12 protein-coding genes are annotated in these 12,312 nt (G+C 75.0%); 7 read left to right on the top strand and 5 right to left on the bottom strand.

Going from position 1 to position 12,312, the window contains the following annotated elements; genetic code table 11:
• Position 1: 1 nt before the first annotated feature.
• Positions 2-1,315: a Rieske 2Fe-2S domain-containing protein gene (locus tag ACI79P_RS18495; protein ID WP_456582530.1), complete on the bottom strand. Its 1,314-nt coding sequence runs from the start codon at positions 1,313-1,315 to the stop codon at positions 2-4.
• 186 nt (positions 1,316-1,501) lie between these two features.
• Here ACI79P_RS18495 and ACI79P_RS18490 point away from each other — a divergent pair, with 186 nt between their 5' ends.
• From ACI79P_RS18490 to ACI79P_RS18465, 6 genes are all read left to right on the top strand, one after another.
• Entirely contained in the window at positions 1,502-2,626 is a 1,125-nt protein-coding gene (locus tag ACI79P_RS18490) for a sensor histidine kinase (protein WP_456582529.1), read from the top strand.
• Positions 2,627-2,694: 68 nt separating this feature from the next.
• Positions 2,695-3,438, top strand: a complete 744-nt coding sequence (locus tag ACI79P_RS18485; RefSeq protein ID WP_456582528.1) for a LytR/AlgR family response regulator transcription factor — start codon at positions 2,695-2,697, stop codon at positions 3,436-3,438.
• 27 nt (positions 3,439-3,465) lie between these two features.
• A complete protein-coding gene (locus ACI79P_RS18480) occupies positions 3,466-3,816 on the top strand; it encodes a hypothetical protein (protein ID WP_456582527.1) in 351 nt (116 codons plus the stop codon).
• A gap of 25 nt (positions 3,817-3,841) precedes the next feature.
• A complete protein-coding gene (locus ACI79P_RS18475; protein ID WP_456582526.1) occupies positions 3,842-5,362 on the top strand; it encodes a sodium/solute symporter in 1,521 nt (506 codons plus the stop codon).
• Between the two features lie 205 nt (positions 5,363-5,567).
• Positions 5,568-5,963: a DUF485 domain-containing protein gene (locus tag ACI79P_RS18470; RefSeq protein ID WP_456582525.1), complete on the top strand. Its 396-nt coding sequence runs from the start codon at positions 5,568-5,570 to the stop codon at positions 5,961-5,963.
• On the top strand, positions 5,956-7,569 hold the full coding sequence (locus ACI79P_RS18465; protein ID WP_456582524.1) for a solute symporter family protein: 1,614 nt from the start codon (positions 5,956-5,958) through the stop codon (positions 7,567-7,569). The genes ACI79P_RS18470 and ACI79P_RS18465 overlap by 8 nt, the downstream gene beginning before the upstream one ends.
• Positions 7,570-7,693: 124 nt before the next feature.
• Here the strand turns inward: ACI79P_RS18465 and ACI79P_RS18460 are convergent, their stop codons facing one another.
• From ACI79P_RS18460 to ACI79P_RS18450, 3 genes are all read right to left on the bottom strand, one after another.
• Entirely contained in the window at positions 7,694-7,975 is a 282-nt protein-coding gene (locus ACI79P_RS18460; protein ID WP_456582523.1) for a hypothetical protein, read from the bottom strand.
• Between the two features lie 100 nt (positions 7,976-8,075).
• Positions 8,076-8,936: a manganese catalase family protein gene (locus tag ACI79P_RS18455; protein WP_456582522.1), complete on the bottom strand. Its 861-nt coding sequence runs from the start codon at positions 8,934-8,936 to the stop codon at positions 8,076-8,078.
• A gap of 224 nt (positions 8,937-9,160) precedes the next feature.
• Positions 9,161-9,898 carry a sensor histidine kinase gene (locus ACI79P_RS18450; RefSeq protein ID WP_456582521.1) on the bottom strand — a complete coding sequence of 246 codons (738 nt, stop codon included), beginning with the start codon at positions 9,896-9,898 and terminating at the stop codon, positions 9,161-9,163.
• A 67-nt stretch (positions 9,899-9,965) separates the two neighbouring features.
• On the opposite strand from ACI79P_RS18450, the gene ACI79P_RS18445 reads away from it, so the two are divergent.
• Positions 9,966-10,676: a response regulator gene (locus tag ACI79P_RS18445; protein ID WP_456582520.1), complete on the top strand. Its 711-nt coding sequence runs from the start codon at positions 9,966-9,968 to the stop codon at positions 10,674-10,676.
• A gap of 90 nt (positions 10,677-10,766) precedes the next feature.
• Here the strand turns inward: ACI79P_RS18445 and ACI79P_RS18440 are convergent, their stop codons facing one another.
• The gene (locus ACI79P_RS18440; protein WP_456582519.1) at positions 10,767-12,311 is read right to left on the bottom strand and encodes a PH domain-containing protein; all 1,545 of its coding nucleotides are present in this window, start codon (positions 12,309-12,311) and stop codon (positions 10,767-10,769) included.
• Position 12,312 lies beyond the last annotated feature (1 nt).

The following is a 12,312-nucleotide window of genomic DNA, read 5'->3' as shown; positions in this document are numbered from 1 at the left end:
GTCAGGCGGCCGCGCGCGTGCGCCCGGCCGCCCGGAAGTCGCAGAGGGCGTCCCGGAGCGCGACCCCCAGCAGGTCGGCGGGCAGGTGGAGCTCGTCCCGGCGGTCCAGCGGCAGGCCGGGGAGCCCGGTGCCCACCAGCAGTGCGAGGTCGGCGTCGAGGGCCCGCTGCTCGGCGGCGGCGTGCGCGGCCATCAGCGCGCGCGAGGGCAGCGGCTGCCCCGGCCCGGCGGAGTGCAGCAGCCGGGTGAGCACGCGGGTGGAGTCGGCGTCCTCCGGCTGCAGCAGGGTGACCACGGTCGTCGCCGCCCCCGAGTCGAGCTGGTCGCGGCGGACTCGCAGGGCGAAGGGGACCCGGTGCACGTAGGTCACCCGACGGCGCTGCCGCAGCGGCCGCCCGCCCAGGGCCACCTCGGGGTCGAGCGGGTCGTCGCACCACTGCTCCTGCACCGAGCGGAGACCGCCGGTCTCCCGGACCACCTCGTAGGGCGGCACCTCCGGGTGGTCGGCGGCCCCGGTCGTGGCGCCGTGCACGAAGGGCAGCCGCGCGACGTCCAGGAGGAGGTCGGCGACGACGGCCGCGGGGGCCGGGGTGCGGCGGGGGGCGAGCCAGCGGTGCAGGAACCGGCGGTCGGTGTCCTCCGGCACCTCCAGCGGGACGTCGCCCGGCGCGGACGGGGCCAGCTCGACCACGCCCTGCCGCTCCCGGACGCCGTGCGCGGGCGGATCGGCGCGCACCTCGTCGCCGTCCCGGCGCAGCGTCCACGTGCGCCCGAGCAGCCGGACCTGCAGCCAGCCGCCGGGCCGCAGCTCGGGGGAGAGGGCCACCGGGTGCCAGGCCGCGGCGAGCGAGGGGTCGAGGTTGCCGAACACCGGGCCCCGGGGCCCGGGGGCGGGTGGCACCGCCTCGGGCGCGGGCGGTACCACGGGCCGGGGCGGCAGCGGCAGGGCGGTGCGGTCCGGGGCCAGCCAGACCCAGCCGTGCCGCTCCTCGACCGCCCAGGGCACGGGCAGGTCCGCCCGCGGGGGCGGCACGCCCGCCGGGCCGAGGGCGGGGGCGGAGACGCACCGGCCGTCGGCGTCGAAGCGCCAGCCGTGGCGGGAGCACTCGAGCCGCCCACCGGAGACCGTGGCGGTGGCCAGCGGGGCGGCCCGGTGCGGGCACTGCGCCGGGAAGGCGCTGACCTCGGCACCTGGCCGCAGCCGCACCACCACCCAGGCCCGCCCGCCGGCGCCCACCGGCACCGGCGTCGTCCCCACGTCGGCGGCCCGGGCCACCGCGAACCAACCCGAGGGCAGAGCGCTGATCGCGACCATGAGCCATTGCACCGGGGCCGTGTTCGCGCGGCGTTACGGCGGTGGAGCGATCCGGCTACGTCTCGTCCTGGGCGAGACGCCCCGCTCCGGGACGTCCCCGCGTCGCACACGTGCGCGAACCGTCAGGATCTAGGGTCTGCTGGCTTCCGGTCAGACGGCCGGCCCGCCTGGAGGGAGACACCGGCGATGCGCGAGGCACTGCGATGGCTGCGCCCCGGCCACCTGGGCACGGAGGCGGAGCACGCCACGTTCCGGACCCTCCACTCGGCCTCCCTCACGGCGCCGGAGCTGCGGGAGGGCCTGACCAGCGGCTCCGCCGGGCGCGCGATCCGGCACCTGCGCGACCTGCTCGGGGTCCCGGCCGTCGCGCTGACCGACACCGTGACGACGCTGGCCTGGGACGGCCGCTTCGGGCACCACGAGCAGGACGCGGCAGCGCTCGCCGCCGTCGTCCTGGAGTCGGGCAACACGGTGGTCCGGGACCGCAGGAACTTCCCCTGCTCGGACGCCGGGTGCGGGCTGCGCCAGGTGGTGATCAGCCCGCTGGTGGTGGAGGACCGGGTGGTCGGCACCCTGCAGGCGTTCACCTCGTCGGCCTCCGCCGGGCTCGTCCGGGCCGTGACCGAGGTCGCGCGCTGGGTGTCGGGGAACCTGGAGCTCGCCGAGCTCGACGCCTCGCGGACGCGGCTGATGGAGGCCGAGGTCCGGGCGCTGCGGGCGCAGATCAGCCCGCACTTCATCTACAACTCGCTGACCGCGATCGCCTCGTTCGTGCGGACGGACCCCGAGCGGGCACGGGAGCTCCTGCTGGAGTTCGCCGACTTCACCCGGTACTCCTTCAGCCACCACGGCGAGTACACGACCCTGGCGGAGGAGCTGCGGTCGATCGAGCGGTACCTGGTGCTCGAGAAGGCGCGGTTCGGCGACCGGCTCCAGGTCACCCTCCGGGTGGCGCAGGAGGTCCTGCCGGTCGCCGTCCCGTTCCTCTGCCTGCAGCCGCTGGTGGAGAACGCGGTGCGGCACGGCCTCGAACGCAAGCCCGGCACCGGGACGGTGACCATCATCGCCGCCGACCAGGGCGGCGAGTGCCTGATCTCGGTGGAGGACGACGGGATCGGCGAGGACCCGGAGAAGGTGCGGCGGGCCCTCGCCGGTGACGTCTCGGTCGACTCGGTGGGGCTGGGCAACGTCGATGCCCGCCTGCGCACCGCCTTCGGGGACGACTACGGTCTGGTCGTCGAGACCTGCCCCGGCGCGGGGACGAAGGTCATCGTGCGGGTCCCGAAGTTCGCGCCCGGGGTGCGCCCGTGACCGGGTGGGCCACGTCCCGCACGCGCACGGTCCGTCTCGACGCCGACGACCGCCGGCGAGGAGGTGCCGTGACCGCAGACCGGCTGACCGTCCTGGTCGTGGACGACGAACGCCCGGCCCTCGAGGAGCTGCGCTGGCTGCTCGAGCGGGACGGGCGGATCGGGACGGTGCTGACCAGCGACTCGGCCACCGACGCGCTGCGCCTGCTCCAGGAGCGGTCGGTCGACGCCGTCTTCCTGGACATCCGGATGCCCGGGCTCGGCGGCGTCGACCTGGCGCGCGTGCTGTCCCGGTTCAAGGTGCCGCCGCCGGTCGTCTTCGTCACCGCGTACGACGACCACGCGGTGGACGCGTTCGAGCTCGGCGCCGTCGACTACGTCCTCAAGCCGGTCCGCGACGACCGGCTGTCGGAGGCGGTCCGCCGGGTCGTCGGCGCGCGGGCGGGTGGGCCGGTGGCGGTGGACGACGACATCGCGGTGGAGCTGGGCGGTGTGACCAGGTTCGTCCCCCGCTCGGGCGTCCGGTACGTCGAGGCCCAGGGTGACTACGCCCGGCTGCACACCGCGTCGGGCAGCCACCTGGTCCGCGTGCCGCTGACGACGCTGGAGGAGACCTGGAAGGACGCCGGCTTCGTGCGGATCCACCGGTCGCTCTTGGTCGCGCTCCAGCACGTCGAGGAGGTCCGGATGGACGCCGGGCGGTGCACGGTCGTCGTCGGCGGCACGGAGCTGGTGGTGAGCCGGCGGCACACCCGGGAACTGCGCGACCTCCTGGTGCGGCGCGCCCGGCCGGGTGCGCCGGGCCGGGGCTGACCGGTGCCGGACCCCACGCCCCGCCGGGTGCGCGTCACGAGCCCGCGCACCGGCGCGGCCCGCGTGCAGCGGGTCCCGGGCGCCCGCGAGATCGAGACCCAGACCGCGCTGGGCGAGGTGTACATGTCCTCGCTGCTGCGCTCCCAGCTCCGGCTGGCGCTGCTCGCCCTCACCACCCTCGTCGTGGTGGTCGGCGGCATCCCCCTGCTCTTCTGGCTCGCGCCCGACCTGACCACGGTCGAGGTGCTCGCCGTGCCGCTCCCGTGGCTCCTGCTGGCCTTCGCCGTCTACCCGTTCCTCTTCGTGGTCGGCTGGCTCTACGTCCGGGCCGCCGAGCGCAACGAACGCGCCTTCACCGACGTGCTGGACCGGTCGTGACGCCCCGGCCGTCCGGCGGCCGGTCGTGAGCGCCGCGGGCTACAGCGTCACCGCGGTCACGTTCGTCATCGTGGCGACGCTGGCGGTCGGCGCCTACGGCTGGCGGTTCTCCCGCACGACCAGCGACTTCTTCGTGGCCTCCCGCACCGTGCGGCCGGGGCTGAACGCCTCGGCCATCGGTGGGGAGTACCTCTCCGCGGCGTCCTTCCTCGGCGTCGCCGGCCTGGTGCTGGCCTTCGGCACGGAGATGCTCTGGTACCCGGTCGGCTGGACGGCGGGCTACCTCGTCCTGCTGGTCCTCGTCGCCGCGCCCCTGCGCCGCTCCGGTGCCTACACGCTGCCCGACTTCGCCGAGAGCCGGCTGGAGTCGCGCGGGGTGCGCCGGCTCTCCGCGCTGCTGGTCGTGGCGATCGGCTGGCTCTACCTGATGCCGCAGTTCCAGGGCGCCGGCCTCGCGCTGGCCGCCACCACGGGGACCGGCGCCTGGCTGGGCGGCGTGCTCGTCGCGACGGTGGTGCTGGTCAACGTGCTCTTCGGCGGCATGCGCAGCATCACCTTCGTCCAGGCCTTCCAGTACTGGCTGAAGCTCACCGCGCTGCTGTTCCCGCTGCTGTTCATGGTCACCACCTGGCTCGGGGACGGCGGCGTCTCCCCGGCCTCGACAGGGACGACGCCCGGGGACTCCTGGGAGTCGCCGCTGGCCGGGACGGGCGAGCACGAGCTCTACACCACGTACTCGATCATCGTCGCCACGTTCCTCGGCACGATGGGCCTCCCGCACGTCGTGGTGCGCTTCTACACCAACCCCGACGGGGCCGCGGCGCGGCGCACGACCCTGTTCGTGCTGGCTCTGCTCGGCGTCTTCTACCTCCTGCCGCCGGTGTACGGCGGGCTGGGCCGGCTCTACGCCCCCGACCTCATCGCCAGCGGCAACACCGAGTCGGTGGTGCTGGAGCTCCCGGCCCGCATGCTGGGCGGCACGCTGGGGGAGCTGCTCTCGGCGCTGACCACGGCCGGGGCGTTCGCGGCCTTCCTGTCGACGTCGTCCGGGCTGACCGTCGCGGTCGCGGGCGTCATCAGCCAGGACGGGCTGGGACGCCGGTTCGGCGGCGTGCGCGCCTTCCAGGCCGGGGCCGTGGTCGCCGTCCTCGTGCCGCTGGGCCTGGCCCTGCTGGCCGAGGGGGTGGGCGTCGCCCGGGCGGTCGGGCTGGCCTTCGCCTTCGCCGCCTCCACGTTCTGCCCGCTGCTGGTGCTGGGCATCTGGTGGCGCCGGCTCACGGACGCCGGTGCGATCGCCGGGATGCTCGTCGGCGGGGGGTGCGCCGGCGGCGCGGTGCTGGCCACCCTGCTGGGCGCGGCGCCGGCCGGGTGGCCGGGGGCGCTGCTCGCCCAGCCGGCGGCCTGGACCGTCCCGCTCGCGTTCCTCACCATGGTGGCGGTCTCCCTGGCCACGCCCCGGCGGGTGCCGCGGCACGCCGCCCGGACCATGGTCCTGCTGCACACCCCCGAGGCGGTGCAGCTCGACCGCGGCGTCCTGCCGCGCTGAGGACGGCGCGTTCCCGCGACGCCCGTGGTGGACGGCGTGACCGCTCGTCTCGCCGGACCTGCCGTATGCCGACGCAGGCTCACCGCTCGGCGCAGCGGCGGCGCGGCCGCTGCCCTCCCAGGACCCAGGGCCCTACCGTGACAGGGCTCACAGTTCCGACTGCCCGCATGTCGACGCCCGCTCGATCGAACCAGGAGCTCGCACCTTGACCGATCCACAGGAACGGCGTCTGCTGACGCCCGAGGAGTACCGCGCCGCGCAGGACTCGCCGGAGTTCGTGGAGCTGAAGAAGCGCTTCCGGAGCTTCGCCTTCCCGATGACCGTGGCGTTCCTCGTCTGGTACCTGCTCTACGTGCTGCTCTCGACGTACGCCTCGGACTTCATGTCCACCCAGGTCTTCGGCAACGTGAACGTCGGCCTGCTCTTCGGGCTCGGCCAGTTCGTGACCACGTTCGTCATCACCCACCTCTACGTGGCGCACGCGAACAGGCGCACCGACCCCATCGCCGACGAGATGCGCGAGCGCCTCGAGGCCCACGACTACGCGCCCGGCACGCCCGCCGGCGGCGACACCCGCACCGAGGGGGCCACCCGTGCTTGACCTGCACGCCGCCGACGCCACGATCGGCAACCCGGCGATCAACATCTCGATCTTCGGCGCGTTCGTCGTCGTCACCCTGGCCATCACCTTCCGGGCCAGCCGCAACAACAAGAGCGCCGCCGACTACTACGCCGCCGGCCGCACCATCACCGGCCAGCAGAACGGCCTGGCGATCGCCGGCGACTACCTCTCGGCGGCCTCGTTCCTGGGCATCGCCGGCGCCATCGCGATCTACGGCTACGACGGCTTCCTCTACTCCATCGGCTTCCTGGTGGCGTGGCTCGTGGCGCTGCTGCTCGTCGCCGAGCTCATGCGCAACACCGCCCGCTTCACGATGGCCGACGTGCTGGCCTTCCGGATGCGGCAGGGCCCGGTGCGCACCGCGGCCGCGATCTCCACGCTGGCGGTCTCGCTCTTCTACCTGCTCGCCCAGATGGCCGGGGCCGGTGGCCTCGTCGCCCTGCTGCTCGGCGTGAGCGGGCCGGTGGCCGAGGCGCTCGTCGTCACGGTGGTCGGCGCGCTGATGATCTTCTACGTCCTCGTCGGCGGCATGCGCGGCACCACGTGGGTGCAGATCATCAAGGCCAGTCTGCTCATCGCCGGTGCGCTGGTCATGACGCTGTGGGTGCTCGCCGACTACGGCTTCAACCTGTCGGCGCTGCTCGGTGGCGCGGTGGAGAGCGCGGGCACGACGGGCGTGCTCAACCCGGGTGCGCAGTACGGCATCAGCGACACCACCCGCCTGGACTTCATCAGCCTGGCGCTGGCCCTGGTGCTCGGCACCGCCGGCCTCCCGCACGTGCTGATGCGCTTCTACACCGTGCCGACGGCGAAGGCCGCCCGGACGTCGGTGGTCTGGGCCATCTGGCTGATCGGCATCTTCTACCTGTTCAGCCTGATCATCGGCTACGGCGCCGGTGCCATGGTGGGTGCCGAGACGATCGTCGCGGCCCCGGGTGGCGTCAACGCAGCCGCCCCGCTGCTGGCGTTCGAGCTCGGCGGCACGGTGCTGCTCGGCATCATCGCCGGCGTCGCGTTCGCCACGATCCTCGCCGTGGTCGCGGGCCTGACGATCACCGCGTCGGCCTCCTTCGCCCACGACGTCTACGCGTCGGTGATCAAGAAGGGTGACGTCCCGCCCAACGGCGAGGTCAAGGTCGCCCGGATCACCGCCGTCGTCATCGGCGCCATCTCCATCGGGCTGGGCATCCTGGCGCTGCGCGCCGGGCTGAACATCGCCTTCCTGGTGGCGCTGGCGTTCGCGGTGGCCGCCTCGGCGAACCTGCCGACGATCCTCTACACGCTGTTCTGGAAGAAGTTCACGACCCAGGGCGCGCTGTGGTCGATCTACGGCGGGCTGATCATCTGCGTCGGGCTGATCCTCTTCTCCCCGGTGGTCTCGGGCACCGAGACGTCGATGTTCCCCGGCGTCGACTTCGCCTGGTTCCCGCTGCGCAACCCCGGGCTGGTCTCCATCCCGGCGTCGTTCTTCCTCGGGTGGCTGGGCACCGTCGTCACCAAGGAGAAGCCGAACGAGGCCAAGTGGGCCGAGCTCGAGGTCCGGGCGTTCACCGGCATCGGGGCGGAGAAGGCCGTCAAGCACTGAGAGGACCTGGCTCCTCCCCGCACCTCGCTCCGCTCGGCGCGGGCCCCTGGAGCCAGGCCGTTCCATCCAGTTGCGTGGCGCGCGTCCCCGGGAGGGGGCGCGCGCCTCGCGCGTCGGGCCTTGCTCAGGCGGCGGTGGCGTGCGCCGCGGCGGGGACGGGCTCGGTGGGAAGGACGGCGTCGACCGCGGTCGTGGTGCCCGCCACGGCGAGCGCGACGGGATCGGCCGCGCGCTCGGGACGGCGGGCGCGGACCACCCAGCGGGCGACCAGGCCGGTCAGGACGACCAGGCCGGCGACGGCGTGCTGCCCGGGCGCGCTGATCGCGACGGCGACCGCCGCCAGGTAGACCAGCGAGAGCAGGACCGCGGCGACGGGCAGGCGGGGCAGGTGCAGGTGCAGGTGCACGGCAGGACCTCCGGGAGGGGCTGGGCCCGCCGGGCCGGCGGCCGCACCCGGGGAGGGCGGGCCGCCGGCACGGCGACGGCGCGACGAGCTGGTCCGGACCTCAGGTGAGCATGTCCTTGGCCTTCTGCAGCATCGACTGACCCTCCATCTGCGGCGTGGGGAAGAGCCGCGGGTCACCGGGGGGCAGCTGCGGGGCGTCCGCGGTGGCCTCGATCGGACGGGCGGTGAACTCGCCCCGGCCGTCCGGGGTCGGGCCGTGGGCCCAGCGGCCGGCCGCGGCCTCGGGGCCGTCGGAGGCGAGGATGAAGGCGTAGCCGGCGTCGCCCGGCTCCTCCTCCAGCGGGAAGGCCTCGGGCACCGGGATGCCCTCGAGGCCGTCCGCCTTGAGCTCCTCGATCGCGGCGAGCCACTGCATCTGGTGCATGTGGTCGCGGGCGATCAGGAACTTCAGCATCTCCTTGACCCCGGGGTCGTCGGTCATGTTGTAGAGGCGCGACACCTGCAGCCGGCCCTGCATCTCGGCCGTGGCGTTGTAGTGGAAGTCGGCCATCAGGTTGCCGCTCGCGGTCACGTACCCGCCGCTCCAGGGCAGGCCCATGGAGTCGCGGTAGTAGGCGCCGCCGCCGTTGACGATCGCGTGCTGCGGGTTGACGTCTCCGTACCCGGCCGCCGCCTCCTTGGTCCGGTCGGCGGCGTCCGGCTTGAGCGGCTGGTGGTCCAGCAGTCGGTCGATCATCGTCACGATCATCTCGACGTGGGCGAGCTCCTCGGTGCCGATGGACAGGAGCATGTCCTTGTACTTGCCGGGCAGCCGGCAGTTCCAGCCCTGCAGCAGGTACTGGGTGGCGACGGTCATCTCACCCCACTGACCGCCGAGGATCTCCTGCATCCGGCGGGCGAACGCGGCGTCGGGACCATCGGGCTTCGCCTCGTACTGCAGGGCCTGGGTGTGCGTGAACACGGTGTCTCCTCTGCGTCGTCACGTCGCCGCGATCGCGGTGACGCAGGGGATCTGCCCGCCCCGGCTGGCCCACCGGTGCCGTTCCGTGGCCCGGGGGTGCCAATCACACGGCCGTCCTCCGGACGGCACCGCGGCCACGTGCCGTCCCCTACCACGCGGAGCCGCTGCGTCACGCCTGCGCGGAGCCCTCCGGGCCCCACTCGGCGCGACCGGGCCCGTCGAGCTCAGCGGTCGGGGAGGCGGACGGTCAGGGTGAACCGCGCGCCGTCCTCCGACCACAGCACCCGGCCCCCGAGCTCCGCCGCCTGCCGGCGCACCGACCACAGCCCGAGCCCGGTGAGGTCCACCGGTGGCCGGTCCTGCCGCAGGTGCTGCAGGACCCGGTCGACGGGGACGCCGGTCTGGGTGATCGCCAGGTCCACCCAGCCGTCGCGCGCGGTCACCCGGAGGCGCACCGGTGCGCCGTCGCCGTGCCGGTGGGCGTTCTCCAGCAGGTTGAGGAGGATGCGCTGCACGCGGGCGTCGGCGACGCCGACCTCCCCGGCGCCGTCCTCCAGCTCCAGCGCGAGCTGGGACCGGGGCAGCCCGGAGGCCGCCACGGAGGCGCGCAGGACGTCGCCGAGCGGGCGGGTGCCGCGCGAGCGCTGGACGGCGCCGCCCGTGGCGTCGGCCGTGCGCAGCATCGAGGAGAGGTGGGCGGTCTGGGCCCGGGCGAGCGCGAGCAGCTCACCGGCCTGGCCGGGCGCGCGGTCGAGCGACCTCAGCACGGCCTCCAGCGAGGCCAGCGGGGTGCGCATGTCGTGGCAGAGCGCCCGGACGACGGCGTCCTCGGGGCTGGGCGTCTCCGGGTCGGGGGCGGGCACCCGGCGCGGGCGCGGGAGATGCGCGCGCAGCACCTGGGCGAGATCGTTGAGCAGTCCACGGTTACGCGTCGACGCCTGCGTGTCGGCAGCCAGGGTCACGGGCACCTCCTCGGGGAGCCGGCCGGAGGCGCCGGGAGACGCACCGACCGACGGGAGAGTTGTGGGGGTGACCGACGACGCGACCGCTGCTGACCGCAGGCCGCCGGTGGATGTGGTGGTCGTGGACGACCACCCCTTGTTCACGCGTGGGCTGAGCCTGCTCCTGCCGGGGCTCAGCGAGGGCCGGGTGCGGGTGGTGGCGACGACGGACGACGCGTCGGCCGCCGCTGCGCTGGTGCGGCGGCACCACGCCGACGTCGCGATCGTCGACCTGCACATGCCACCGCCCGGCGGGACGAGGGCCATAGCCGCCGTTCGCCGGGCGGACCCGATGGTGCGGGTGGTCGCGCTCTCCGGGCTGGCCGAGGCCGACGCCGCGATCGAGGCGCTGCGGGCGGGCGCGTCGGGCTTCCTGCCGAAGACGGCGGACCCGGAGTCGCTGGTGCGGCCGCTGCTGGCCGTGCTCGACGGGTGGTCGGTGCTGCCCGAGGCGCTGCTGCGCCAGCTGCTGGAGGACGCCGCACCGACGGGGGAGCGGAGCGTCGTCGACCAGCTGACCGCCGACGAGCGGCGGCTGTGGCGGCTGATCGCCGACGGCGCCAGCACCGTGGACATCGCGACGACGCTGCACGTCTCGGAGCGGACGACGAAGCGGCTGGTGGCGCACCTGCTGCGGCGGCTCGACGTGGCGACGCGGGTGGAGGCGGCGGCGCTGGCCGGCCGCGTCGGCCTGGGCGCCGGCGAGCCGGTGCGGCACACCGGTGGCCTCGTGGGCTGAGTTCCCCAGGACGTCATCGCGGGGCCAGCTACCCGGGGCCGTGATCGACAACCACCGGTCTCGGAAGTTCGTGGTCCCGGCCCCGGAGGATCACCTGCCCAGCGCGCCGGCCCACGGCTCGGAGGCGGCCAGCGCGAAGCCGGGCACCTCGTCGGCGGCCATGTCGAAGGCCGCGTAGCCGCCGCTGCCCGCGCCCACGCAGGCGGTGACCGTGGCCAGGCCCGCCCGTCGCTGGAAGAACGACTGCCGGACCTGCCAGCCGACGACGGCCCGCCGCTCGAGCACCGCCTGCTCGCGGACGAGCCAGCCGCTGCGGACGGTGAAGGTCCGCGGCCCGGCGGCGTGCCCGAGGGAGCGGTAGCGGGCGACCCCCACCGGGACGCCGAGCGTGGTCAGCACGGCTCCTGCGGCCAGCAGCCACCACGCGCCCTCCCCGGCCAGGAGGACGCCGCCGCCCGCGCTGACCAGCAGCCCGAAGGCGACTGCCCGCAGCACCCGGCGGCGGCGCGCCGCCGGCGGGTGCGGGACGAGCCGGCCGGGGTCCTCGGTGACGCGGCGGGCCAGCGCCCAGGCCTCCGCCCGCGGCCCCAGCGGGAAGAGGTGCCCGCGCCCGGCGGTGTCGCCGAGGCCGGTGACCAGGGCGCTGACCCGCGCCGCCCGCACCAGCCGCATGCCCAGGCCGTCGGTGACCGTGACGCCGCGGATGCGGTCGATCTCCAGCTCGGTGTGCCGACGGGTGAGCAGCCCGCGGGCGGCGACCAGCGAGCCGCCGCGGCGGACCAGCCGGAAGCGCCAGTTGACCAGGGCGGCGCCGACGACGGACCCGACGAGCAGGACGAGCAGCGCGAGGACCAGCCCCACGCCGATCAGCCGGACGTCGGAGAGGTCGGGCTCCTGGAACTCGGGGGTCCACTGCTCGGGCAGCTCGTCGGCCAGCCGGAACAGCGCGCCGACGGCGGCCAGCGGCACGGCGAGGTAGGTCCCCATCAGCGGGGCGTAGCGGAGCCAGCGGTGGTCGAAGCGGGCGTACTCCTCCTCGGCCGGCTCGGCCGCCGGCGCGCCGTCCGGGGCCGGGCCGGGGGCCGCTGCGTTGCGGTGGGTCAGGACGGCGACGCGCAGCCGGTCGCCCTCCGCGCGGGAGATGCCGTCGACCAGCAGCTCCTCGTCGCCGTCGGTGACCGCCCCGGCGGCGGCGTCGATGCGCACGCGCACCAGGCCGAAGATGCGGTGCAGCGGTGGCGCCTCGACGTCGACGCCGCGGATGCGGTCGTTGGGCACGGTGCGCACCGAGCGGGCCAGCAGCCCGCGGGTGATGACGACGGCGGCGGGCCCGTCGGCGTAGCTGAACCGCCACCAGTTCAGCGTCGCGGTGAGCAGCGAGAGCACGGTGACGCCGACGACGAGGAGGACGACGGTGCGCAGCCCGCCGTCGAAACCGGTCGCCGCGATGATCGGGATGACCGCGGGCACGAAGGACCGGGCCTGGCGGAACGTCGCGGTGTGGACGGCGATGACGCGCGGCGAGAGCCGCCGCGGGGCGCCGGCCGTCGGCGGGGCCGGCGGCGGGCCGAGCGGCGGGGGCCAGGGCGGGAGCGGGCCGGCCGGCCGGCGCGGGGGTGGGGGCGCGGGCTGCACG

The sequence above is a fragment of the Blastococcus sp. SYSU DS0510 genome (assembly GCF_054050835.1).
Note: the sequence above shows the minus strand (reverse complement) of the source record. Positions and strands in the feature narration are given on the sequence as shown.

Coding starts and splice junctions, on each gene's coding strand:
- ACI79P_RS18495 (WP_456582530.1), bottom strand. CDS start 1,315: ATGGTCGCGATCAGCGCTCTGCCCTCGGGTTGGTTCGCGGTGGCCCGG.
- ACI79P_RS18490 (WP_456582529.1), top strand. CDS start 1,502: ATGCGCGAGGCACTGCGATGGCTGCGCCCCGGCCACCTGGGCACGGAG.